The following is a 21,261-nucleotide window of genomic DNA, read 5'->3' as shown; positions in this document are numbered from 1 at the left end:
CTGGGAGAACGGCTGGCCATCGCGGCCAGCCTTCTCTTTATAAGCGCTCGCGTTTTCTCGGGCGATCCGCATCATTGGTCGGCGCGCCTGCCGGCCCACCTCGACAACAGGTCGCGAATGCTGCTGACGCCCAGGAAGCCGATGGCCCCGCCCATCGCGACCGCGACGCTCGCCGGCCAGGACATGTACTCGATCAGGCTCGACGCGCTGCGGCTCAAGGCTCCGCAGATCAGTGCTTCGAGGAGGATTCGGGTCCATCGCCTTTCCTTGCCATCGTAGAGCACCCGCAAGACAGCGACGACGCTGGCCATGATCGCGCCTTGCCAGATCGCCGAGATCGACAGGGCGTGCCAGAGCGCCACCCATACCAGAGGGTCTGTACCGAACATGATCCTGACCTCAGCGAAAGTGCCGTTGACGGCGGCAGAGTGGATACGGCGGAGCTCTCCGCCCCCTGGGCGCGCCCAAGCATCCGGACGACATGTGCGTGCGCTCGAGACGGTTCGACTTGAAGCGGTGACGAGCAATTTCGCATTCGGCCTGGCGAGGCCCGAGTACAAGAACCAGAGCCGTCCGGAATTCGCTGGATACGAGCAGTCCATTAAAGGTTTTCATTGGATTCCCTCCCATAAAGGAACACTTATAGGGTATTTTAAAGGAATACCCATTTGCAATGACATAGGTATACCCGTAAGATGAACGGCATGGACTTCAAAGAACGCTTGAAAACCGCCCGCCGCCACGCTGGACTCAATCAGACCGAACTGGCCAAGCGCTGCGGCATGACCCAGACCTCCATTTCCGACCTGGAGCGGGGCAAGTCGGCTTCGACCTCGTTCGTGGCCAACATCGCCTACGCCTGTGGCGTGGATCCGCTGTGGCTGGCCAACGGTATGGGGCAGATGCTGCCGAATGCCCCGGCGAAGGCGTCGGACGCCACCGTGTTCGGCTCGATCGCGCCCTGGGACAGCGACACGCCCCTGGAAAACGACGAGGTGACGCTGCCCTTGTTCAAGGAGGTGGAATTGTCCGCAGGAAGTGGCTCCACCCAGGTGCTGGAAGTGCCCGGCCGCAAGATCCGCCTGGCCCGCTCCACCCTGCGCGAAGCGGGCGTGGAACCGGAGAACGCGGTAATCGCCATCGTGTCCGGCAACAGCATGGAACGTCTGATCCTGGACGGGGCCGGCATCGGTATCGATCGCGGCACCACCCATGTCATCGATGGCGAAATCTATGCCTTCGACCACGACGGCATGTTGCGGGTGAAATACCTGTATCGCCTGCCCGGCGGGGGCCTTCGGCTGCGCAGCGAAAACTCGGAGGAGCATCCGGACGAGTTCTACAACGCCGAGCAGGCCGCCAGCATCCGCATCCTCGGCTGGGTATTCTGGTGGTCTACCGTCAGGCGCCGGCGCGGCCCGCCATTGGCCCGTTGAAGCCGTTTCCGCATAAGGCTTTGCGAATGCCGGTCGATCTGTTAGATTGGCCGGGTTCGTACCAAGTTGAAAGTCAATGCGGCATTACATCCCACGATGTCGCCTCGATGGTCCAGATCGCTTCTGAAGACAGCTCCGCCAACGCCGAGCTTGAAGTCGTACTCTGACACCGCCCTGCAAATTGATCAGAGCCATCCCCTGGATTAGAACCTTATCCGGATCGCCCTGCCACCCCACGTACCGACCTGTCGAAGAAACCGCTCAGCGGAACTTCCTAGGCTGTCTTTGTTCCGATAAGGCTCATTCCGTCTATCCATTTGGATAGCGACTTCGGAGCGCTTTGCTTCGTGGCGCATCGCCACACTCTCGTAGGAATACCGAACATGTCCATTCAACAACAAGCCCAAGTCGCCATGAGCGCAATCGCACAGGCCTTCTCGCCCCTGACCTGCCACATCCTGGCGGAAACGCGGAAAGGCAGCTTCAGCTTCACTCTGGTCAACGAGCACGGCATCGCCCGCCACACCGAGCGGCTCTATCCCGACCAGTACCTGGCGTCCGAACGCCTGCAAACAGTCATCGCCCGCGCCAGGAAGTCCCTGGTCGCCTGACGATCGATTCGCCGAAGCCTGCCCAGGCTTCGGCCAGCTTCCCTCTCCCTCCCACCGAAACGCATTCGATCGCTATCCGCCCATGGCTCATGGCCCGGCTGTAGATGCGATTGCTTGAGTGGATCGATGCGAAAGCCTTCGCCCATGAGCACCGAGACTCGGCGAGAGGCAGTGGAAAGCGCGGAGCTGAAATGGAGGCGGCCCCATCAGCCACACCCCGGCACACGATTTCACCGCTGCGGCTGCTTCCTTCCGGACCTGACCGGGTTCACGGTTGATCGTTGCGAGGGGACCGATAGGGCCACCATAACGACGCCCGCTGAACAGCGGGCCGCGCCATTGTACCGGCTTGCGACAAAGTTACAACTCCTTCAAGCACTTACGCACCAGGCCCGGGCTTCTGGGGCCGTCACCGGGCGTTTCCCGACCGCTCGGCATAGTCAAGACTGTTCAAAGCGCGACGAGATGGGTAACGTGCCGCCCTCGCCGTTCGGGCACGCGATGTTCATACGTCGCCTCGCACGATCCCGCGTGTCGAATGACCATCCCACCTCCTATAGTTGTGTCGGGCCGTTCGGTGCGCAGATCATCGCCACCGCGCGCTGGCTGGTCGGCCGACGGAAAACCGCATCGCCAGCGCGCCCGACTTGAACCAAGGGCCGTCGCGGGGCTCTGAACTGGCAAGCCAGAATGGCGTTGGCTCTGGCGAATCCTGCTGTCGCTATCCATTCATGCATGTCGCCACGATCGGCATGCGTTTATTCGCGCAGGCCAGGAGCCTGCCTCAATCAGCAACTCAATGGAGCATCACCATGGCATTGACCAAAGACCAACTGATCAGCGATATCGCCGAAGCGACCGACACCCAAAAGGCTAATGTGCGCGCCATCCTTGAACAGTTGAGCGAAATCGTCAGCGACTCCCTGGAAAACGGCAACGAGCTGACGCTGCCGGGCATCGGCAAGCTGAAAGTCAGCGAGCGTCCGGCCCGCACCGGTCGCAACCCGCAGACCGGCAAGGCGATCGAGATCGCTGCCAAGAAAGTGGTGAAGTTCGTTCCGGCCAAAGCCCTGTCCGACGCGATCAACTAAGCTCCGCAACGCCACGCAACGGTGTCTTCCGCCGTTGCGTGGCGCACGCTACATCCCTCTCCCGTCGCCTCTCGCCTTCCCTGCTCCAATAGGCTTCTTCCCCCGAAGCCGAGCCCTGGTTCCGCGCGCCTGCATGCAGGCTGTAAGCCCCTCCGCAAACGCCTTGGAGCTACTTCGGCAGCCGAGTTGAGAGGCGCGCGAGCCCGGTGCTACCATGCCCGGCCGTCCATCCGCGCCTGTGGTGCGCCCCAAGGAACCGATGTGACCAGCATTCGCGAGCGCAACAAGGCGCTGATCCTGCGCGCGGCCAGCGAAGAATTCGCCGACAAAGGCTTCGCCGCCGGCAAGACCAGCGATATCGCCGCCAAGGCGGGTCTGCCGAAACCCAACGTCTACTACTACTTCAAGTCCAAGGAAAACCTCTACCGCGAGGTGCTGGCGAGCATCGTCGAGCCCTTGCTGGCAGCTTCCGCGCCGTTCAACCAGCCGGGACGGCCGGCCGACGTGCTGACCGCCTATATCCGCTCAAAGATCCGCATTTCCCGGGAATTGCCCTACGCCTCCAAGGTGTTCGCCAGCGAGATCATGCACGGCGCGCCGCACCTGAGTGCCGAACAGACCCGCCAGTTGAACGACCAGGCCAAGCACAATATCGCCTGTATCCAGGCCTGGATCGACCAGGGGCTGATGGCCCAGGTCGACCCGCATCACCTCTTGTTCAGCATCTGGGCCGCGACCCAGACCTACGCCGATTTCGACTGGCAGATTTCCATCGTCACCGGGAAGACCCGCCTCGATGATTCCGATTACGAAGCCGCGGCGCGTACCATCATTCGCCTGGTTCTCAAGGGCTGCGAGGTCGAGACGGCAGCGCACGCAGGCTGAACGCGCCGTGCGCCAACGCCGGAAATGCCCGATCCGCGCCCGAATGCCCCTAGACCATGCCCCCGAGCTGCACAGGACACGCCATGAGCCTCGATCCGCATAGCCTGCTACGTGACTTGTTCGCCACGGCCGTCGACGCGGCCCATCCTTCGCGGGTGCTCTCCGCCCACCTGCCGGAGGACCGTAGCGGGCGGGCCATCGTCATCGGTGCCGGCAAGGCCGCCGCGGCCATGGCGGCCGCCTTCGAGGCGGCCTGGGACGGCGAGGTCAGCGGCCTGGTGGTCACCCGCTACGGCCATGGTGCCGATTGCCGGAAGATCGAAGTGGTGGAAGCCGCGCATCCGGTACCGGACGACGCCGGCGAACGAGTCGCCCGTCGGGTGTTGGAAAAGGTCAGCGGCCTGAGCGAAGCGGACCGGGTGTTTTTCCTGTTGTCCGGCGGCGGGTCGGCGTTGCTGCCCCTGCCGGCACCCGGGATCGGTTTGGCGGAAAAACAGGCGATCAACAAGGCCTTGCTTAAGTCCGGCGCCAGCATCGGCGAGATGAATTGCGTGCGCAAACACCTGTCGGCGATCAAGGGCGGTCGCCTGGCGAAGGCCTGCTGGCCGGCCAGCGTGCACACCTATGCGATCTCCGACGTGCCGGGCGATCGAGCCACGGTCATCGGCTCCGGCCCCACCGTCGCCGATCCCAGCCATTCGGCGGACGCCCTGGCGATCCTCGCGCGCTACGCCATCGAGGTTCCTCCGGCGGTCGCGGCCTGGCTGCGTGACCCCCGCTCGGAAACCGTCAAGCCCGGCGACCCCTGCCTCGCACGCAGTCATTTCCGGTTGATCGCGCGTCCCCAGCAATCCCTCGAGGCGGCAGCGGCCGAAGCCCGCGCGCGCGGCGTGACCCCACTGATCCTCGGCGATCTCGAGGGCGAGTCCCGCGAGGTGGCGAAAGTCCATGCCGGCATCGCCCGGCAAGTGGCCCTGTACGGGCAACCGGTCGAGCCACCCTGCGTGATTCTCTCCGGCGGCGAAACGACGGTGACGCTGCGCGGCAAGGGTCGCGGCGGGCGCAACGCGGAGTTCCTCCTCAGCCTTACCGAGAGCCTGAAGGGCTTCCCCGGCATCCACGGGCTGGCGGCGGATACCGATGGCATCGACGGCTCCGAGGATAACGCCGGCGCGCTCATGGCGCCGGACAGCCATGAGCGCGCCCGCAGCCTGGGCCTGGCAGCCGACGAAGCGCTCGACGACAACGATGGCTATGGCTATTTCGCGGCCCTCGGCGACCTGCTCGTCACCGGCCCCACCCGCACCAACGTCAACGATTTCCGCGCGATCCTGGTCCTGGAGCGCGTGGACCCGGAGCGACAAGCCCGCGAATAGGCTCGTTGGGCCACCTGGATCGCCCGCCAGCCCGGGCGAGTCGCGATCCGCCCTCGACGCAGCGGCACCAAAGCCCCGCCGCTACGCTCCAATTCCTCGGCGCGCAGGCCGATCCGGCTGTCGCGCCGGCACCCAAGGAGAACGCCATGGAACAGTCACGCGGCAGGCGAGACAACCTGTACCGCATCATTTTCGAATCCGATACGGAAGCCGGCCGGCGCTTCGATACCTGGCTGATCGGCCTGATCCTGGCCAGTCTGGTGGTGGTCCTGCTGGACAGCGTCGAGCGCGTGCATCTGCGCCATGCGGACGCCCTGTATTACCTGGAGTGGGCGTTCACCTCGCTGTTCACCCTCGAATACCTGATGCGCCTCTACAGCGCGCCGAAACCCTGGCGCTACGCCCTGAGCTTCTTCGGGCTGGTCGACCTGCTGGCGATCCTGCCGGCGTTCATCGGCCTGTTCTACCCCGATGCGCAATACTTGATGATCGTCCGCGCCCTGCGCCTGCTGCGGGTGTTCCGCGTGCTCAAGCTGCGCCAGTACCTGAACCAGGCCAATTACCTGCTCGGCGCCCTGCGCGGCAGTCGGCAGAAGATCGTGGTGTTCCTGCTCAGCGTGACCACCCTGGTCACCGTGTTCGGCGCCCTGATGTACGTGATCGAAGGACCGCGCCACGGCTTCACCAGCATCCCCATCAGCATCTATTGGGCGGTGGTGACCCTGACCACCGTCGGCTTCGGCGACATCACCCCGCAGACGCCGCTGGGCCAGGCCGTGGCGAGCCTGGTGATGATCACCGGCTATTCGATCATCGCCGTTCCCACCGGCATCTTCACCGCCGAACTGGCCAATGCCATGCGCCAGGATGGCGGCCTCAAACGCGACTGCCCCACCTGCGCGAAAGCCAGCCACGAGAACGACGCGTCTTTCTGCAGCCGCTGCGGCAACCCCCTCTTCCCACGGGAAACCCAGCATGAGCGAACTTGACCTGGAGCGCTGGCGGGCCTTGTGGCAACGGCTCGGCGGGACGCCCCCGACACAGGCGTTCGACGAGCTGCGCGCCGCCTACGCCGAGCCCCAACGGCACTACCACGGCACCCGGCACATCGTCGCCTGCCTCGCCCATTTCGACGCGTGGCGGGCGCTCGCCCAAGACCCGGATGCCGTCGAACTGGCGCTGTGACTGCACGATCTGGTGTACGACACCCGGCGCCAGGACAACGAGGCCGCCAGCGCATCGCGGGCGGCGGCCTGGCTGAAGGAGGTCGGGCTGGATCAGCACGTGGAAACCGTCGAGCGGCTGATCCTCGCCACTCGCCACCAACAACCGCCGGAAGACGCCGATGCCGGCCTGGTGGTGGACCTCGACCTGGCGATACTCGCCGCCCCACCGGCAGCCTACGCAGGTTACGAGCGGGATATCCGCCGCGAATACGCCTGGGTCCCGGAGCCCCTGTTCCGCGCCGGAAGGGCTACGCTGCTGGAGCACCTTCTCGGCGCCCCGCGGCTTTATTGGCATGCGCCTCTCAGGCAGGGTTGGGAAGCGCCCGCCCGGGCGAACCTAGGGCAGGCGCTCGAAGAATTGCGGAAATAACCAAATTATTTCTTAGCGCTTAAAAGAATATATAGCCCGATGCCATTGTGCCTTTAGAATCGGGCTCCATGGCGCCAGCCCTCAACCAAAGGACCGTTCCGTGAAACCCATCCTCAGTGCTTCCCTGTTCGCCGCTGCAATGGCCCTGGCTTCGACGACCCAGGCCGCGACGACCCTGCTCAACGTTTCCTATGACGTGATGCGCGATTTCTACAAGGAATACAACCCGGCCTTCCAGAAACACTGGCAGGAAACGACGGGCGAAACCGTGACGCTGCAAATGTCACACGGCGGCTCCAGCAAGCAGGCACGGGCGGTGATCGACGGGCTGCCGGCCGACGTGATCACCATGAACATGTCCACCGACATCAATGCCCTAGCCGACAACGGCGGCCTGGTGCCGAAGGACTGGGCCAGCCGCCTGCCGAACAACAGCGCGCCCTTCACCTCGGCGACCGTGTTCATCGTGCGCAAGGGCAACCCGAAAAGCCTGAAGGATTGGCCGGACCTGCTCAAGGATGACGTCCAAGTGGTGGTGCCCAACCCGAAGACGTCCGGTAACGGTCGTTACACCTACCTCTCCGCCTGGGGCTACGTGCTGAAGAACGGCGGCGACGAGGCGAAGGCCAAGGCATTCGTCGGCGACCTGTTCAAGCATGCGCCGGTGCTGGACACCGGCGGCCGCGCCGCGACCACCACGTTCATCCAGAACCAGATCGGCGACGTGCTGATCACCTTCGAGAACGAGGCCGAAATGATCGCCCGCGAATTCGGCCGGGGCAGTTTCGAGGTGGTGTACCCCAGCGTATCCGCCGAAGCCGAGCCGCCGGTGAGTGTGGTGGACAAGGTGGTCGACAAGAAAGGCACGCGCAAGACCGCCGAGGCCTACCTGAACTACCTGTGGAGCGACGAGGGCCAGCGCATCGCGGCGAACAACTACCTGCGTCCGCGCAACGAGAAAATCCTCGCCGAATTCGCCGATCGCTTCCCGAAAGTGGACTTCTTCTCCATCGAGAAGACCTTCGGCGACTGGCACGCCATCCAGAAGACCCACTTCGACGACGGCGGCCTGTTCGACCAGCTCTACACGCCGCAGTGAGTCGCCGGCGCCGCCTGCCCTGGCGGCGTCCCGTTACCTGGAGAAGGCCGCGTTTCGACGCGGCCTTTCTTTTGCCGGCTCATTGGCGAAGCCGGAGCGGCTCACTGCGCGTAATGGCGCCCCAGGCCGGCGGGCACGCCATTGATATCGGTCGGTTGCCAGGGACCTTGCGGCGACTCCGATTCGCTCCAACCGTCCTGCCAGCGGTAGTACACGCGCTCGCGGTAGTAGAGATCGGGCGTGCCTTCGAGCACGTACACGCCCAGCGCGTTATCCCAGTAGCTCTGGCCACCGGGCGGCGGCGCGTAGCGCGAGTGGGTCTTGCTGCGGCCGGGTGTAGCAGGGACGGATGCTTCCGGTGCCGGCACGCTCGGCGGCGCCGATTCGCGGGGAATCGACTGCGTCGGTGGCGGCGGCCCGGCATCGGGCGCCTGACGATGGAAGGTGCAACCGCCAAGCCCGAGAAACAAGGCACAGGCGAGCGGGAAATGGATACGGGACGACATGGGCGGACTCCAGAACGGGCCCGCCCGCCTCACTTGGCGTCGGGACCGTCGATGATCAGGTTCAGGGGTTCCTGCGTCTGGTTCGACAGCGTCGGGCTGCGGCCGATCCATTCGCCACGCGTCGCGTCGCCCTGGCGGGAAATCCTCGCCACCAGTTGGACCTGGGGAAACTGGGACATCTTCAACTGCGGCATCATCGCGTCGGCGTCGCTCAGGCTGACCTCGGCGGGCAGATCCGCCACCGTCATGCGCTTCGCCGCCAGGGGCATCGGCGGGCCCGACGCGGCGCGCACGAAGACGAACACGCTATCCCCCGGCTCGACCTTGTCCTTGAGGGCCGCCGCCAGCTCCACGTGCGCCTTGAGCACCGGGCCGGCACTGGCCACGGCGGGCACCTCGGTCGGTTCGCCACGTGCCCCGAGCTGTTCCCGCGCCCGCTCGATGCCGCCCTGGATCGCCGCACGGGACTGATCGCCCTCCGGCAAGACCGCAAGCAGCCGCTGCCAATAATCGATGGCTTGGCGGTAGTCGCCGCTTTCGAAGCCGGCGATGCCGAGCAGGCCGAGGCTGGTGGCTTCCTGGGGATCGCCGCGCAGGGCTTCGTCGGTGAGGACCTTGACCGATTCGTCGAATCGCTTGCCGGCGGCGAAATAGCGCGCCTGGGCCCATTGGCCGAGCAATTCCGGTTGCCGCCCGGCCAGGCCTACCGCGCGTTCGTAGGCCTTCGCCGCATCCGCGGGGCGCTCCTGGGCCATGTAGCTGCGGCCGAGGAAATACCAGCCTTCGGCGGAGTCCGGCTGGAGCTCCACCGCACGCTCCAGGCGCGCGGTCATTTCCTCCAGGGAGCGCGGCGCTTCGCGCATTTCCCGCGCCAGCTCGACCTTGCCGCTGGCGCCCCAATGCAGGTAGAGCCCGAGGGCGCAGAGCGGAACCAGCAGCGCCGCCGACAGCGGCGCCCAGCGGCCGAGCCGCGATTCGCGGCGTATTTCCGCACCTTCGGTGTCGGCCAACAGCTCCCGCGCGGCTTCGGCGCGGCCGGCTTCCAGCTGTTCGAGGCTGAGGGTGCCGGCGGCATGCTGCGCCTGCAGCTCGGCCTGGCGCTCCTGGTAGAGGCTGACGTTCAGCGCGGTGCGATCCTCCTCCGCCTGAACCTTGCGCCCCCGCAGCGCGGGAATCGCCAGAAAAGCCAGGGCCACCAGCAACATGAGGCCGGCGGGAAGCCAGAAATCGATCATCGGTCTTGAGTATCCCGTTCTTCTTGAGCGAGCAATGCGGCGAGCCGCAGGCGTTCGTCGTCGGTGAGCCGGGCGTCGGCCGGCGCGTTCTCCACCCGACGGCGGCGCACCACGATCACCCCGAGCCCCAGCACGCCGGCGAGGAGCAGGCCGGCCGGGCCGTACCAGAGCAACGCGGTGCGGGCATCCAGGGGCGGTTTATAGCGGACGAAGTCGCCGTAGCGGGCGACCAGGAACTCGACGATCTGCTCGTCGCTCTGGCCCTGCTCCAGCATGCGGTGGATTTCCCGACGCAGGTCGGCGGCGATGGGCGCATTGGAATCGGCGATGTCCTGGTTCTGGCACTTCGGGCAGCGCAGCTCCTTGGTCAGCTCGTGGAAGCGCTCGCGCTGGGCATCGCTGGCGAAGGTAAAGGTATCGATGGCGGCATGGGCGCCGCAACTGGCGCCGAGGCCGAAGACCATCGCGAGCAGCCAGCGCTTCATTCGTCCACCAGCCCTTGGTAGAGGGCCGCGAGCTGCTCCCGCCAGACGCGTTCGTCGATGACCCCGACGTACTTGTGACGAATCACCCCGTGCTTGTCGATCAGGAAGGTCTCCGGCGCGCCGTAGACCCCCAGGTCCAGGCCGAGGCTGCCCTGGACATCGGCGACGTTCAGGCGGTAGGGGTTGTGGAAGTCCTTCAGCCAAGTCTGCGCGGCGGCCGTCTCATCCTTGTAGTTCACCCCGTAGATGACCACGCCGCGTCCGGCCAGCGCGTTCAACACCGGGTGCTCGACCTTGCAGGCCACGCACCAGGTCGCCCACACGTTGACCAGCGCCGGGCCCTTGAGGTCGGCCTCGCTGTAGGTCGTGCCCGGCAGGTCGACCGCCGGCAGGGAAAACGCCGGCAACGGCTTGCCGATCAACGCCGACGGCAGCTCGGCCGGGTCGAGGAACAGGCCCCGGTAGAGAAACAGGGCGATGCCGAGGAAAATCGCCAGCGGTACCAGCAGGATCAAACGTCTCAAAAGGCCATCTCCAGGGATATCGTCGTCATCGGCTCAGGCTCCGGCGAGACCCAGGGCCTCGCGCACGCGGGTCTTCATCTTGATCCGGTAGCGCCGGTCGAGGGCCGCCAGCAGGCCGCCGCCGCTCATCAGCAAGCCGCCGATCCAAATCCAGCGCACGTAGGGTTTGACGTGCACGCGAACCGCCCAAGCGCCGTTCTCCAAGGGCTCGCCGAGCGCCACGTAAAGGTCGCGGGTGAAGCCGGCATCGATTCCCGCTTCGGTCATCATCGAACGCTGCACGTTGTACAGGCGCTTCTCCGGGTGCAGCAGCGCCACCTCGCGGCCATCCTCGAGGACCCGCAGGGTACCGCGGTCCGAGGTGAAGTTCGGTCCCTCGTGGTGCTCGGCGCCCTCGAAGACGAAGCGATAGCCCGCCAGCTCGATGGATTCGCCCGGCTCCATGCGCAGGTCGCGCTCGGCGCTGTACTGGCTGGACAGCACCACGCCCAGGGCGCATACGGCGATGCCCGCATGGGCCAGTTGCATGCCCCAGTAGCTGCGGGTGAGCCCGCGCATTCCGGCGATCAGCCCCTTGTGGCGGGTCTTGTCCAGCAGGTCGCGGACGCCGGCGAGGACCACCCAGGCCGCCAGCATGCAGACGGCGAGCACCGCCCAATGGAAGTCGCCGAGGACGAAAGCCGCGAGCAGGCCGATCGCCACGCTTCCCAGCAGCACCGAGCCGAGCATTCCCAGCAGCCATTTGAACGGCGTGTCCTTCCAGCGCACCAGCACCCCCACCGCCAGCACCAGCATCAGCACCGCGATCAGGGGCACGAACAGCGCATTGAAATAGGGCGGCCCGACGGACAGCTTGGCGCCGCTCAAGGCGTCGAGGATCAGCGGATACAGGGTGCCGAGGAGAATCATCGAGGCCGCCACCACCAGCACCAGGTTATTCGCCAGCAACAGCGTTTCCCGCGACCAGAGGGCGAAGCCGATCTGGCTCTTGACCACCGGCGCGCGAATCGCGAACAGGGTCAGGGAACCGCCGACCACCACCAGCAGGAAGACCAGGATGAACACGCCGCGCGCCGGGTCCGAGGCGAAGGCGTGCACCGAGGTCAGCACCCCGGAGCGGACCAGGAAAGTCCCGAGCAGGCTGAGGGAGAACGCGGCGATCGCCAGCAGCACCGTCCAGCTCTTGAACACGCCGCGCTTCTCGGTCACCGCCAGCGAATGGATCAGCGCCGTACCCACCAGCCAGGGCATGAAGGAGGCGTTCTCCACCGGGTCCCAGAACCACCAACCGCCCCAGCCCAGCTCGTAGTAGGCCCACCAGGAGCCGAGCACGATGCCGATGCCGAGAAAGGCCCAGGCGACGATGGTCCAAGGCCGCGACCAGCGCGCCCAGGCGGCGTCGAGGCGACCGCCGAGCAGCGCGGCGATGGCGAAGGCGAAGGCCACCGAGAAGCCGACGTAACCCATGTAGAGCATCGGCGGGTGGACGATCAGGCCGAAGTCCTGCAGCAGCGGGTTGAGGTCGTTGCCGTCCGCCGGCACCTGCGGCAACAGCCGACTGAAGGGGTTCGAGGTGATGATCAGGAACAGCAGAAAACCGACGCTGATCATCCCCATCACCGCCAGCACCCGCGCCAGCATCACCTCGGGCAGTTGCCGCGAGAAGATCGATACCGCGAAGGTCCAGCCGCCGAGGATCAACGCCCACAGCAGCAACGAGCCCTCGTGGGCGCCCCATACGGCGCTGAACTTGTAGAACCAGGGCAGCGAGCTGTTGGAGTTGCTCGCCACGTAGGCGACGGAAAAATCGTCCGTCAGGAATGCCTGCGCCAGGCAGGCGAAGGCGAACACCAGAAAGGCGAATTGCGCCCAGGCGGCCGGCTGTGCCAGGCCCATCCACTGCCGGTCGCCGCGCCAGGCTCCGATCAGCGGCAGGCTGGCCTGGACCACGGCGAAGCAAAAGGCGAGGATCAACGCCAGATGTCCCAGTTCGGGGATCATGTTCAGCCCTCCTTCGTCGATTGCATGTTGCCGCTGTCCTTGAGGGCCTTGGTGACCTCCGGCGGCATGTACTTCTCGTCGTGCTTGGCGAGGACTTCATCGGCCACCATCACCCCGTCGGCGCCGAGCTTGCCCAGGGCGACGATGCCCTGCCCCTCGCGGAACAGGTCGGGCAGGATGCCCCGGTAGCGGATGGTGACTTCCTTGGCGAAATCGGTGACCACGAACTGCACGTCGAGGGAATCCCCCGAACGTTTCAGCGAGCCTTTCTCCACCATGCCGCCGGCACGGATGCGGGTGTCGGTCGGCGCTTCGCCGTTGGCGATCTGGGTCGGCGTATAGAACAGGTTGATGTTCTGTTGCAGGGCGGACAGCGCCAGGGCCACGGCGATGCCGACGCCCGCCAGGATGCCGAGGACGATGTACAGGCGCTTCTTGCGGACGGCGTTCACGGTGCGTTCTCCCGGCGCAGGCGACGCGCCTCGTCTTGCAGGTAACGCCGGCGGGCCAGGACCGGCAATACGGCATTGAGGCCCAGCACCGCCAGGGTGATGCCGTAGGAGGTCCAGACGTACAGACCATGGTGGCCCATGGCGAAGAATTCGGCGAAGGACGGGAAACTCATCGGATGCCCTCCACCCGGACCCGGATCTCGGCCTTCGCCCAGCTGCTGCGCGCCTCCCGGCGAAGCACCTCGAGCCGCATGCGCGTCAGCAGCACGGCGGCGAAGAAACAGTAGAAACCCAGCACCATGACCAGCAGCGGCAGCCACATTTCCACCGGCATCGCCGGCTTCTCGGTGATCTTGAAGGTGGCGGGCTGGTGCAGGGTGTTCCACCACTCCACCGAGTACTTGATGATCGGGATGTTGATCACCCCGACGATGGCCAGCACCGCGCAGGCCTTGGCCGAACTGTCGCGGTTGCCAATCGCCTGGCCGAGGGCGATCACCCCGAAATAGAGAAACAGCAGGATCAGCATGGAAGTCAGGCGCGCGTCCCATACCCACCAGGCGCCCCAGGTCGGCTTGCCCCAGATCGCCCCGGTGAGCAGGGCGACGAAGGTCATCCAGGCGCCGATGGGCGCGGCCTGGCGCAAGGCCACGTCGGCCAGCTTCATCTTCCACACCAGGCCGACCACCCCGGCGACCGCCAGCATCAGGTAGATGGATTGGGCCAGCAGGGCCGCCGGCACGTGGATGTAGATGATGCGAAAGCTGTTGCCCTGCTGGTAGTCCGGCGGCGCGAAGGCCAGGCCCCAGACCATGCCGACCGCCAGCAGGACCGCCGCCGCCCAGGCGAACCCCGGCAGCCAGCGGCCGCTGATCTCGTAGAACCATTTGGGCGAGCCGAGCTTGTGAAACCACGTCCAGTTCATCAGGGTCATCCGGTCATTTCTTATTCGCCGACGCTGATGGTCAGGCCGGCGGCGATCGCAAAAGGTGTCAGCGTCACCACCAGGGCGGTGAGGCTGGCCAGCCACAGCAGGTGACCGGCACTCGGCAATCCTTGCAATGCCGCCTGTAACGCCCCGCTGCCGAGGATCAGCACCGGGATGTATAGCGGCAGGATCAGCAACGCCAGCAGCAGACCGCCGCGCTTGAGCCCGACGGTGAGCGCCGCGCCCACCGCGCCGAGCAGGCTCAGCGCCAGGGTACCCAGCAAGAGCGACAGCAGGAGCACCGGCAGACAGCGCCCGGGCAGCCCCAGCATCAGCGCGAGCAGAGGCGCCAACAGCACCAGCGCCAGCCCGGAAAACAACCAGTGTGCCAGCACCTTCGCCAGAACCAGAAGCGGCAGGGGGTGCGACGAAACGACCCACTGCTCCAGCGAGCCGTCCTCGAAATCACTGCGAAACAGCCCGTCCAGGGACAGCAAGACCGCCAGCAGGGCGGCGACCCATACCAGCCCGGGCGAGAGACTCTGCAACTGCTGCATCTCCGGCCCCACCGCCAACGGGAACAGCGCTACCACGATGGCGAAGAACACCAGCGGATTGGCCACTTCGGCCGGCCGCCGGCACAGCAACCGCGCCTCGCGGGCGATGAGCAGCATAAAGGGACTCGTCATGCGGCACGCTGCCCCAGGTCAAGCTCGCGATAGGCGGACGGCTTTTCCAGAAGGCTGTGATGGGTGGTCAACACCACCAACCCTCCGGCCTCGCAATGCCGCGCCAGATGAGCCTCCAGTTGCGACACGCCCTGCTTGTCCAGGGCGGTGAAAGGCTCGTCGAGTATCCACAAAGCCGGCGCATCCAGATACAGCCGCGCCAGCGCGACCCGCCGTTGCTGACCGGCGGACAGCGTATGGCAGGGCACATCCTCGAAACCGCGCAGCCCCACTTCGGCCAGGGCCCGCCAGATCGCTTCCCTGGTCGCCGGCCGATGCAATGCGCAAAGCCAGGCCAGGTTCTCCTCGGCGCTGAGTAAACCCTTTATGCCGGCGGCGTGGCCGATCCACAGCAGTTCGCCACCGAGGCTTCCGCGGCGGATCGGCCGGCCATGCAGGCGGACCTCGCCGGCGCTCGGCGACATCAACCCGGCGAGCAGGCGCAACAGGCTGGTCTTGCCGCTGCCGTTGGGCCCGCTCACCTGCAACATCTCGCCCGCCCGCAAGCGCAGCTCCAGGCCCTCGAACAGCAACCGCCAATCCCGCTCGCAGGCGAGATCCAGGGTTTCGAGAAAGGGAAGGGTCACGGCAATGGCTATCCAACGAAACGGAATGAAGGCGACGTGCGCGTCTGCAAGGGCTAGGCTGGGCGAACAGCGGCGCGGCGGCCGTGCATTCAAGTCAGTGGGGCGGCGGCCGCTATAGTGAAACAGGTCGATGCGGCCGCCCGGACGGGGCGGCATTATACATGGCATATCCCGACCCCGAAGCGGGCTTTTCGACAGGTTGTAGCCAGTGATGTCCGAAATCAGCAGCCCTCGCGCCATTCCTCCGAGTCCGCCACCGGCACGCATCGGCGCCGGTACCGATCTCGCGCTGAAACTCCTGCAGCCGCTGGAAGGCCTGCTCGCTCCCGGACAGAGCGCGAACGCGGAAGTGATCGCCGTCGAGGAAGGTGCCCAGAGCTTCCAGGTGCTGCTCAAGCTGACCCTGGACAACGGCCGTGAGGCGACCGTCCAGGCCGACAGCGCGCGCCCCCTTCCCCCCGGCACCGCATTGAGCGTCACCGCGCTGTCCGAAACCCGCCTGGCGATGGCCTTGCTGCCCGGCAGCGAGCAACCGCTGGAAAGCCTCGATCTCGACCAGATCCCGGTGGGCACCCTGCTGCAAGGCAAGGTGGTCGGCAGCCAGCAGATCCTCCAGGAACAAACCCAGCAGACACTGTTTCGCCTCGTCGCCAAATTGCTCGATGGCCCCCTGGCGGGCCAGCGCATCGCCCTGGACAGCCCCCAGGCGCTGCCCCTGGGCAGCCTGCTGACCGCCCAGGTGCGCGACGCCCAGTCCCTGCTGTTCATGCCGCTGACCAGCCAGCTCGACCAGTTGGAAGTCAGCCAGCAACTGGCCGGCCAGCAAAGCCGCCAGGGCTCCCTGGATACCCTGGTGAAGGCGCTCCAGGGCTTGGGTGGCGCCGACCTTCCCGACGACCTCAAAGCTTCTCTGGGGGATTTGCTGGACTCGCTGCCGGACATCCATAGCCTTGGCGACCCTGGCAGGCTGTCCAAGGCCATGGGCGATAGCGGCCTGCTGTTGGAAGCCAAGTTGCTGGCGGGGCAGACCGCCGCGCTTTCCCAGGATTTGAAAGCCAACCTGCTGCGCCTGATCGCTCAGTTGCTACCCAATCTGCCCGGCGCCGGGGCGGCCCTGCCCTCCTCCGCCAATTCCGCGGCCGTCTTCACCCAGGCCTTGCCGGCTTTCCTGCGCAATGCCCTCGGCGCCCTGGGACAGAATGGCTTGCGCCAACAAGGCCTGAGCTTCCCGCTACCGACCCGGCTGGTGCAGGCGATGGAAAACGAAGGGGACCTGGAGGGCCTGCTGAAACTCGCCGCCGCCGCGGTCTCGCGCTTGCAGACCCATCAATTGTCCAGCCTGGCGCAGAGCCAGGTGGGTCCGGACGGCAACCTGGTGACCACCTGGCAGTTGGAGCTGCCCATGCGCCAGCAGCAGGACGTCATACCGCTGCAGGTAAAGGTGCAGCGGGAAGAGACGGCTCAGAAAAACGAGCAGAAAGACCCCATGTGGCGTGTCGAGCTGGCCTTCGACCTGGCGCCGCTCGGCCCCCTTCAGGTCCAGGCGCAACTGTTGCGCGGCAACATCTCCAGCCAGATGTGGGCGGAGCGGGAGAACACCGCGCGCCTGATCGACGGCGAACTGCCCAACCTGCGGGACCGCCTGCTCGCCGCCGGCTTGTCCGTGGGCGAGCTGGCATGCCGGCAAGGCACGCCGCCGCAAGGTACGCGGACCTCCCTGGAACAACGCTGGATCGACGAAACCGCATGAGCGATACCAAGACACCGCGCCAGGCGATTGCGCTGTCCTATGACGGGCAAAGCGCCCCCAGCCTCAGCGCAAAGGGCGACGACGCCTTGGCGGAGGAAATCCTCGCCATCGCGCGGCAATACGACGTGCCCATCTACGAGAACGCCGAGCTGGTGCGCCTGCTCGCCCGCCTGGAGCTGGGCAACGCGATCCCGGAGGCGCTGTATCGCACCATCGCGGAAATCATCGCGTTTGCCTGGTACCTAAAAGGAAAGTGTCCGGAAGGCTTCAGCGAAAGGGAAAACGAGCGGGATGTGAGTCCTCCGCCGCTGCCACTGCTGGGGCCGCCGCGGTGAGCGAATGAATGGGTCAGCGCCGGACTTGGTGCAGCTTGCTGACCAGTTCCGCTTCGGCCTTGGAGAGGCCGCAGGAGTGGGTGAGGTCGTCGACGCTGGCGCCCATCCCCACCAGGCGGGCGGCCTGGGTGAAGGACAGGCTGTTGGGATCGCGCTGCTCGATCTGGCTGAGCTTGTCGGGCAAGGGCGCCACGATGCGCCGCAGGTCCTGCAGCTCTTCCCCCATGCGCACGCTACCGGTCAGGTAGGTATCCAAGCGCTTGCCGAGTTCCTTGATCCGTTGATCGCGCAGCGCATCGCGCTCCAGCTGCAATTGCGCCTGCTGACGCAGGCTCATCGCCAGCCAAAGACAGGTGCCGCCCAACAACGCGAAGCAGAAGACTGCAAGGCCGATCAGCGCGATCTCCAGCAAGTCAGATGCTCTCCAGCTCGGACCACTCTTCCTCGCTCATCATCTTGTCCAGCTCGACCAGGATCAGCAGCTCGCCGTTCTTGTTGCAAACGCCCTGGATGAACTTGGCCGACTCTTCGTTACCGACGTTGGGCGCGGTTTCCACCTCGGACTGCCGCAGGTAGACCACTTCGGCCACGCTGTCGACGAGAATGCCGACCACTTGCTTGTCGGCCTCGATGATGACGATCCGGGTATTGTCGGTCACCGCGGCCGAGGACAGGCCGAAACGCTGGCGGGTGTCGATCACGGTGACCACGTTGCCGCGCAGGTTGATGATCCCCAGTACGTAGCTGGGCGCTCCCGGGACCGGGGCGATCTCGGTGTAGCGCAGCACTTCCTGCACCTGCATCACGTTGATGCCGTAAGTCTCGTTGTCCAGGCGAAAAGTCACCCATTGCAGAATGGGATCTTCGGAACCCTGTGCGGACGTCTTCTTCATGTTCCCTAGCCTCGTCTAGAACCGCGGGTCGCGGCATGCGCGGGTAAGCCCCGTTGTCATCACTATAGAGCCCCTTGGCGCGGCAGGCTCCCTTTCGATCAATTCAGACGCATTCGCTTGATGGCGCCGCTGGCGATCAGTTCGGCCAAAGCGGACACGTCCAGCAAGGCGCACATATGTTCGATCACGGTCCCGGCGAGCCAGGGACGCTGGCTGCGCTGGCTGCGCCATTTGACTTCGTTGGGATCGAGACGGATCGAACGGCTGACCTGGTGAACCGCAAGCCCCCATTCGTAGCCTTCGACGGAAATCACGTATTGCAGGCCGGCACGGAAGTCGTCGCGATAGCGATCGGGCATGACCCAGCGGGCGGTATCCAGCACCTTGAGATTGCCCGCCTGGCTGGGCAGGATGCCGAGGAACCAGTCGGGCTGGCCGAACAGCGGCGTCAACTCCGTGCCATCCAGGGGATAGATGGAGCCCAGGCAGATCAACGGGACCGCGAGGGTCAGGCCCGCCACGTCGAACAGCAGGCACTCGAACGATTCCGCCGCCCAGGCCGGCCGCCCATCCGCCAGCAAGGCGGCCGAGGGCGGAACCACGGCGGCACTGGGCACACCGAGTTCGGCGACCGGCTCGACGACCACCTGTACCGGAGCCGCCACCGGAACCACCAGGGGCGCCTCGGCCCGCGCGACCACCTCGGGCTCGGGGGCTGCCACTGCGACCGGTGCTTCCACCCTGGGCTCGGCCTGGACCGGCGACGCCAGGCGCGCGTCCCTCACCTGCTCCTCGAGCACCGCCGCTTCGAATTCGTCGAGGCTGACGCTCTGCTCCAGCTCGAGGGTGGCCTCCTGGAGCAAGGCGTCCAGGTAGGTTTGCAAGGCGATTTGCGGGCGGGTGGCGGTAACTGTACTGCGGCTCATGATGGAAACCTGCGAAAAGACACTGAACAGCCTATCGGCCGGACATGGCTCGGACTTGAGCGCCACAGTTCAGCACAGGCCGGCCTCTCATGCTACCTGCGCCGCCATTTGCTGGTTGAGCAGGTGCTTGAGCAAGGCGCGGTACGCGATCACCGCACGGCTGTTGGCGTCGAAGCGCGATGGGGTCAAGCCAGCCCGGCTGGCATCCCTCAAGCGGGTATCGATGGGAATGTAGGCCGGCCACAGATGCTCCGGGTAGCTGTCACGCAGCATCCGCAAGGTGTTCAGCGAAGCCTGGGTGCGCCGATCGAACAGGGTGGGCACGATGCTATAGGGCAAGGCTTGCTTGCGCGAGCGGTTGATCATGGCCAGCGTGCTCACCATCCGCTCCAGGCCCTTGACGGCGAGGAACTCGGTCTGGACCGGGATCACCAGCTGCTGGCTGGCCGCCAGCGCGTTCACCATGAGTACTCCGAGCAACGGCGGACTGTCGATGATCGCATGGTCGAAGTCCTGCCAGAGCTGCGCCAGGCTTTTCGCGAGCACCAGGCCGAGCCCGCTCTGGCTGGGGGATTGGCGCTCCAGGGTGGCCAGCGCCGTGCTGGAGGGCAGCAAGGCGATACGTTCGTGGCTGGTAGAGCGCAGGAGTTGCTGCGGCAGGCCGTTGGGCACCGCGCCCTGATGCAGGAAGAGGTCGAAACTGCTGTGTTCCAGAGTGTCCGGATCGTGGCCGAAGTAACTGGTCATCGACCCATGGGGATCGAGATCGACCACGACGACGCGCTTGCCGGCGTCCGCCAGCAAACCCGCCAGGGCGATGGAGGTGGTGGTCTTGCCGACCCCACCCTTTTGGTTGGCTACTGCCCAGACTCTCATTTTCACGTCCTCCCGGCAGAGCGAATCCTGACCGAGAACAGGCGCCCGCCCTCAGGGAGCGGACGACGGAGAATTGACGGCGCCCGCAGCAGGCGCCGGCCCTGCAGGCTGAGGTGCAGGTTGCGTGCCAGCACGCTTGAGCGCGTCGTCGGGCTGCGCATTGGCGCTTCCCACCCCGCTGATGCTGCGCCTGACTTCGAGATTGCGCGAGATCACCAGGACCACCCGGCGATTCTTCGCGCGACCTTCCGCGCTGGCATTGTCCGCGACGGGCTGGAATTCCCCATACCCCACCGCAGCCAGGCGCCCAGGGTTCACGCCGCCCATCGCCAACAAGCGAACGATGCTCGCCGAACGCGCCGCCGAAAGCTCCCAGTTACTCGGGAACTGGGCCGTCTTGATCGGAAGATTGTCAGTGAAACCCTCGACATGCACGGGATTTTCGAAAGGTGCCAGAATTTTGGCAACCTTTTCGATGATGGTGAAGGCCGCGTCGTTGGGAATGGCATCGCCACTGGGGAAAAGCAGGCTGGAACTCAGCTCTATCTCCACCCACAGCTCGTTGCCGCGGATGGTCAATTGATCGCTCATGATCATGTCGCCGAACGCTTCCCGCACGCTGGCGGCGATGGCTTGCAGCGGATCCTTCGCGGTGTCCCCCACTACGGCTTCGGCCTGGGGATTGTCATCCACCAGCGAATGATCCGGCTCGGTGGTCTTCGGCCGTTCCTCGCCGACGGGTATTGGCTTGATCGAGCGTTGCGGGTCACTGAACACCCCCACGAGGCTATCCGAGAGCACCTTGTACTTGCCTTCGTTGATCGAGGAGATCGAATACATCACCACGAAGAAGGCGAACAGCAGGGTGATGAAGTCCGCGTAGGAAACCAGCCAACGCTCGTGGTTCTCGTGTTCTTCCTCGCGGCGCCGACGGGCCATGG

Annotated in this window: 28 protein-coding genes and 1 other RNA gene; 12 read left to right on the top strand and 17 right to left on the bottom strand. The window is 65.5% G+C overall.

Annotation, left to right across the window (positions count from 1 at the left end; genetic code table 11):
* Positions 1 to 71: 71 nt before the first annotated feature.
* Complete coding sequence (locus OGL92_RS01625; protein ID WP_263139414.1) at positions 72 to 389, bottom strand: phage holin, lambda family; 318 nt, start codon at positions 387 to 389, stop codon at positions 72 to 74.
* 315 nt (positions 390 to 704) lie between these two features.
* On the opposite strand from OGL92_RS01625, the gene OGL92_RS01620 reads away from it, so the two are divergent.
* The 3 genes from OGL92_RS01620 (at position 705) to OGL92_RS01610 (ending at position 2,047) form a co-directional block, all read left to right on the top strand.
* On the top strand, positions 705 to 1,436 hold the full coding sequence (locus OGL92_RS01620) for a helix-turn-helix transcriptional regulator (RefSeq protein WP_263139411.1): 732 nt from the start codon (positions 705 to 707) through the stop codon (positions 1,434 to 1,436).
* A gap of 26 nt (positions 1,437 to 1,462) precedes the next feature.
* Positions 1,463 to 1,603: a hypothetical protein gene (locus tag OGL92_RS01615; protein ID WP_263139406.1), complete on the top strand. Its 141-nt coding sequence runs from the start codon at positions 1,463 to 1,465 to the stop codon at positions 1,601 to 1,603.
* Positions 1,604 to 1,819: 216 nt separating this feature from the next.
* Positions 1,820 to 2,047 carry a hypothetical protein gene (locus OGL92_RS01610; RefSeq protein ID WP_263139400.1) on the top strand — a complete coding sequence of 76 codons (228 nt, stop codon included), beginning with the start codon at positions 1,820 to 1,822 and terminating at the stop codon, positions 2,045 to 2,047.
* 201 nt (positions 2,048 to 2,248) lie between these two features.
* Here OGL92_RS01610 and ffs read toward each other — a convergent pair.
* Positions 2,249 to 2,345, bottom strand: an RNA gene (gene ffs, locus OGL92_RS01605) — signal recognition particle sRNA small type.
* 514 nt (positions 2,346 to 2,859) lie between these two features.
* On the opposite strand from ffs, the gene OGL92_RS01600 reads away from it, so the two are divergent.
* From OGL92_RS01600 to OGL92_RS01570, 7 genes are all read left to right on the top strand, one after another.
* Positions 2,860 to 3,138, top strand: a complete 279-nt coding sequence (locus tag OGL92_RS01600) for an HU family DNA-binding protein (protein WP_263139592.1) — start codon at positions 2,860 to 2,862, stop codon at positions 3,136 to 3,138.
* 261 nt (positions 3,139 to 3,399) lie between these two features.
* A complete protein-coding gene (locus OGL92_RS01595) occupies positions 3,400 to 4,023 on the top strand; it encodes a TetR/AcrR family transcriptional regulator (RefSeq protein WP_263139398.1) in 624 nt (207 codons plus the stop codon).
* 83 nt (positions 4,024 to 4,106) lie between these two features.
* On the top strand, positions 4,107 to 5,399 hold the full coding sequence (locus tag OGL92_RS01590; protein WP_263139396.1) for a glycerate kinase: 1,293 nt from the start codon (positions 4,107 to 4,109) through the stop codon (positions 5,397 to 5,399).
* A gap of 146 nt (positions 5,400 to 5,545) precedes the next feature.
* A complete protein-coding gene (locus tag OGL92_RS01585; RefSeq protein ID WP_263139394.1) occupies positions 5,546 to 6,388 on the top strand; it encodes an ion transporter in 843 nt (280 codons plus the stop codon).
* A complete protein-coding gene (locus OGL92_RS01580; protein WP_263139392.1) occupies positions 6,375 to 6,584 on the top strand; it encodes a hypothetical protein in 210 nt (69 codons plus the stop codon). The genes OGL92_RS01585 and OGL92_RS01580 overlap by 14 nt, the downstream gene beginning before the upstream one ends.
* 12 nt (positions 6,585 to 6,596) lie before the next feature.
* Entirely contained in the window at positions 6,597 to 6,995 is a 399-nt protein-coding gene (locus tag OGL92_RS01575) for a hypothetical protein (RefSeq protein WP_263139390.1), read from the top strand.
* Positions 6,996 to 7,095: 100 nt separating this feature from the next.
* Complete coding sequence (locus OGL92_RS01570; protein ID WP_263139388.1) at positions 7,096 to 8,094, top strand: sulfate ABC transporter substrate-binding protein; 999 nt, start codon at positions 7,096 to 7,098, stop codon at positions 8,092 to 8,094.
* Between the two features lie 101 nt (positions 8,095 to 8,195).
* Here the strand turns inward: OGL92_RS01570 and OGL92_RS01565 are convergent, their stop codons facing one another.
* The 10 genes from OGL92_RS01565 to ccmA are packed head-to-tail and all read right to left on the bottom strand — an operon-like array spanning position 8,196 to position 15,540.
* The gene (locus OGL92_RS01565; protein ID WP_263139386.1) at positions 8,196 to 8,600 is read right to left on the bottom strand and encodes a hypothetical protein; all 405 of its coding nucleotides are present in this window, start codon (positions 8,598 to 8,600) and stop codon (positions 8,196 to 8,198) included.
* 29 nt (positions 8,601 to 8,629) lie between these two features.
* Positions 8,630 to 9,835, bottom strand: coding sequence for a c-type cytochrome biogenesis protein CcmI (ccmI, locus tag OGL92_RS01560; RefSeq protein WP_263139384.1), 1,206 nt, complete (start codon positions 9,833 to 9,835; stop codon positions 8,630 to 8,632).
* Positions 9,832 to 10,320, bottom strand: a complete 489-nt coding sequence (locus OGL92_RS01555; RefSeq protein WP_263139383.1) for a cytochrome c-type biogenesis protein — start codon at positions 10,318 to 10,320, stop codon at positions 9,832 to 9,834. Before OGL92_RS01555 ends, ccmI begins: the two co-directional genes overlap by 4 nt.
* Positions 10,317 to 10,844, bottom strand: a complete 528-nt coding sequence (locus tag OGL92_RS01550; protein ID WP_263139378.1) for a DsbE family thiol:disulfide interchange protein — start codon at positions 10,842 to 10,844, stop codon at positions 10,317 to 10,319. Before OGL92_RS01550 ends, OGL92_RS01555 begins: the two co-directional genes overlap by 4 nt.
* A gap of 33 nt (positions 10,845 to 10,877) precedes the next feature.
* A complete protein-coding gene (locus OGL92_RS01545; protein WP_263139370.1) occupies positions 10,878 to 12,845 on the bottom strand; it encodes a heme lyase CcmF/NrfE family subunit in 1,968 nt (655 codons plus the stop codon).
* Between the two features lie 2 nt (positions 12,846 to 12,847).
* A complete protein-coding gene (ccmE, locus tag OGL92_RS01540) occupies positions 12,848 to 13,297 on the bottom strand; it encodes a cytochrome c maturation protein CcmE (protein ID WP_263139367.1) in 450 nt (149 codons plus the stop codon).
* The gene (gene ccmD, locus OGL92_RS01535) at positions 13,294 to 13,470 is read right to left on the bottom strand and encodes a heme exporter protein CcmD (protein WP_263139366.1); all 177 of its coding nucleotides are present in this window, start codon (positions 13,468 to 13,470) and stop codon (positions 13,294 to 13,296) included. Before ccmD ends, ccmE begins: the two co-directional genes overlap by 4 nt.
* Positions 13,467 to 14,225, bottom strand: coding sequence for a heme ABC transporter permease (locus OGL92_RS01530; RefSeq protein ID WP_263139589.1), 759 nt, complete (start codon positions 14,223 to 14,225; stop codon positions 13,467 to 13,469). Before OGL92_RS01530 ends, ccmD begins: the two co-directional genes overlap by 4 nt.
* A gap of 17 nt (positions 14,226 to 14,242) precedes the next feature.
* A complete protein-coding gene (gene ccmB / locus OGL92_RS01525; protein WP_263139363.1) occupies positions 14,243 to 14,914 on the bottom strand; it encodes a heme exporter protein CcmB in 672 nt (223 codons plus the stop codon).
* Positions 14,911 to 15,540 carry a cytochrome c biogenesis heme-transporting ATPase CcmA gene (gene ccmA, locus OGL92_RS01520; RefSeq protein ID WP_263139361.1) on the bottom strand — a complete coding sequence of 210 codons (630 nt, stop codon included), beginning with the start codon at positions 15,538 to 15,540 and terminating at the stop codon, positions 14,911 to 14,913. Before ccmA ends, ccmB begins: the two co-directional genes overlap by 4 nt.
* Positions 15,541 to 15,751: 211 nt before the next feature.
* On the opposite strand from ccmA, the gene OGL92_RS01515 reads away from it, so the two are divergent.
* Positions 15,752 to 17,290, top strand: a complete 1,539-nt coding sequence (locus OGL92_RS01515) for a flagellar hook-length control protein FliK (protein ID WP_263139359.1) — start codon at positions 15,752 to 15,754, stop codon at positions 17,288 to 17,290.
* Positions 17,287 to 17,625 (top strand): EscU/YscU/HrcU family type III secretion system export apparatus switch protein, encoded by a 339-nt coding sequence (locus OGL92_RS01510; protein WP_263139357.1) that lies wholly within the window; start codon positions 17,287 to 17,289, stop codon positions 17,623 to 17,625. Before OGL92_RS01515 ends, OGL92_RS01510 begins: the two co-directional genes overlap by 4 nt.
* Positions 17,626 to 17,638: 13 nt before the next feature.
* On the opposite strand, the gene OGL92_RS01505 is transcribed toward OGL92_RS01510, so the two are convergent.
* The 5 genes from OGL92_RS01505 to motD form a co-directional block, all read right to left on the bottom strand.
* Positions 17,639 to 18,037: a DUF2802 domain-containing protein gene (locus OGL92_RS01505; RefSeq protein ID WP_263139355.1), complete on the bottom strand. Its 399-nt coding sequence runs from the start codon at positions 18,035 to 18,037 to the stop codon at positions 17,639 to 17,641.
* Between the two features lies 1 nt (position 18,038).
* Positions 18,039 to 18,518: a chemotaxis protein CheW gene (locus OGL92_RS01500; RefSeq protein ID WP_143488746.1), complete on the bottom strand. Its 480-nt coding sequence runs from the start codon at positions 18,516 to 18,518 to the stop codon at positions 18,039 to 18,041.
* A 98-nt stretch (positions 18,519 to 18,616) separates the two neighbouring features.
* Positions 18,617 to 19,444 (bottom strand): CheW domain-containing protein, encoded by an 828-nt coding sequence (locus tag OGL92_RS01495; protein WP_263139350.1) that lies wholly within the window; start codon positions 19,442 to 19,444, stop codon positions 18,617 to 18,619.
* A gap of 87 nt (positions 19,445 to 19,531) precedes the next feature.
* The gene (locus tag OGL92_RS01490) at positions 19,532 to 20,320 is read right to left on the bottom strand and encodes a ParA family protein (RefSeq protein ID WP_263139346.1); all 789 of its coding nucleotides are present in this window, start codon (positions 20,318 to 20,320) and stop codon (positions 19,532 to 19,534) included.
* A 51-nt stretch (positions 20,321 to 20,371) separates the two neighbouring features.
* The gene (gene motD / locus OGL92_RS01485) at positions 20,372 to 21,259 is read right to left on the bottom strand and encodes a flagellar motor protein MotD (protein ID WP_263139345.1); all 888 of its coding nucleotides are present in this window, start codon (positions 21,257 to 21,259) and stop codon (positions 20,372 to 20,374) included.
* Positions 21,260 to 21,261: the final 2 nt, after the last annotated feature.

The organism is Pseudomonas sp. RIT-PI-AD (assembly GCF_025642785.1).
Taxonomy (GTDB): domain Bacteria; phylum Pseudomonadota; class Gammaproteobacteria; order Pseudomonadales; family Pseudomonadaceae; genus Pseudomonas_T.
Note: the sequence above shows the minus strand (reverse complement) of the source record. Positions and strands in the feature narration are given on the sequence as shown.

Bases quoted from the DNA above. Each gene is read 5' to 3' on its own strand.
- OGL92_RS01625 (WP_263139414.1), bottom strand. From the start codon at position 389: ATGTTCGGTACAGACCCTCTGGTATGGGTGGCGCTCTGGCACGCCCTG.
- OGL92_RS01620 (WP_263139411.1), top strand. From the start codon at position 705: ATGGACTTCAAAGAACGCTTGAAAACCGCCCGCCGCCACGCTGGACTC.
- OGL92_RS01615 (WP_263139406.1), top strand. From the start codon at position 1,463: ATGCCGGTCGATCTGTTAGATTGGCCGGGTTCGTACCAAGTTGAAAGT.
- OGL92_RS01610 (WP_263139400.1), top strand. From the start codon at position 1,820: ATGTCCATTCAACAACAAGCCCAAGTCGCCATGAGCGCAATCGCACAG.
- OGL92_RS01600 (WP_263139592.1), top strand. From the start codon at position 2,860: ATGGCATTGACCAAAGACCAACTGATCAGCGATATCGCCGAAGCGACC.
- OGL92_RS01590 (WP_263139396.1), top strand. From the start codon at position 4,107: ATGAGCCTCGATCCGCATAGCCTGCTACGTGACTTGTTCGCCACGGCC.
- OGL92_RS01585 (WP_263139394.1), top strand. From the start codon at position 5,546: ATGGAACAGTCACGCGGCAGGCGAGACAACCTGTACCGCATCATTTTC.
- OGL92_RS01580 (WP_263139392.1), top strand. From the start codon at position 6,375: ATGAGCGAACTTGACCTGGAGCGCTGGCGGGCCTTGTGGCAACGGCTC.
- OGL92_RS01565 (WP_263139386.1), bottom strand. From the start codon at position 8,600: ATGTCGTCCCGTATCCATTTCCCGCTCGCCTGTGCCTTGTTTCTCGGG.
- ccmI (WP_263139384.1), bottom strand. From the start codon at position 9,835: ATGATCGATTTCTGGCTTCCCGCCGGCCTCATGTTGCTGGTGGCCCTG.
- OGL92_RS01555 (WP_263139383.1), bottom strand. From the start codon at position 10,320: ATGAAGCGCTGGCTGCTCGCGATGGTCTTCGGCCTCGGCGCCAGTTGC.
- OGL92_RS01545 (WP_263139370.1), bottom strand. From the start codon at position 12,845: ATGATCCCCGAACTGGGACATCTGGCGTTGATCCTCGCCTTTTGCTTC.
- ccmD (WP_263139366.1), bottom strand. From the start codon at position 13,470: ATGAGTTTCCCGTCCTTCGCCGAATTCTTCGCCATGGGCCACCATGGT.
- ccmB (WP_263139363.1), bottom strand. From the start codon at position 14,914: ATGACGAGTCCCTTTATGCTGCTCATCGCCCGCGAGGCGCGGTTGCTG.
- OGL92_RS01515 (WP_263139359.1), top strand. From the start codon at position 15,752: ATGTCCGAAATCAGCAGCCCTCGCGCCATTCCTCCGAGTCCGCCACCG.
- OGL92_RS01510 (WP_263139357.1), top strand. From the start codon at position 17,287: ATGAGCGATACCAAGACACCGCGCCAGGCGATTGCGCTGTCCTATGAC.
- OGL92_RS01500 (WP_143488746.1), bottom strand. From the start codon at position 18,518: ATGAAGAAGACGTCCGCACAGGGTTCCGAAGATCCCATTCTGCAATGG.
- OGL92_RS01495 (WP_263139350.1), bottom strand. From the start codon at position 19,444: ATGAGCCGCAGTACAGTTACCGCCACCCGCCCGCAAATCGCCTTGCAA.
- OGL92_RS01490 (WP_263139346.1), bottom strand. From the start codon at position 20,320: ATGAGAGTCTGGGCAGTAGCCAACCAAAAGGGTGGGGTCGGCAAGACC.
- motD (WP_263139345.1), bottom strand. From the start codon at position 21,259: ATGGCCCGTCGGCGCCGCGAGGAAGAACACGAGAACCACGAGCGTTGG.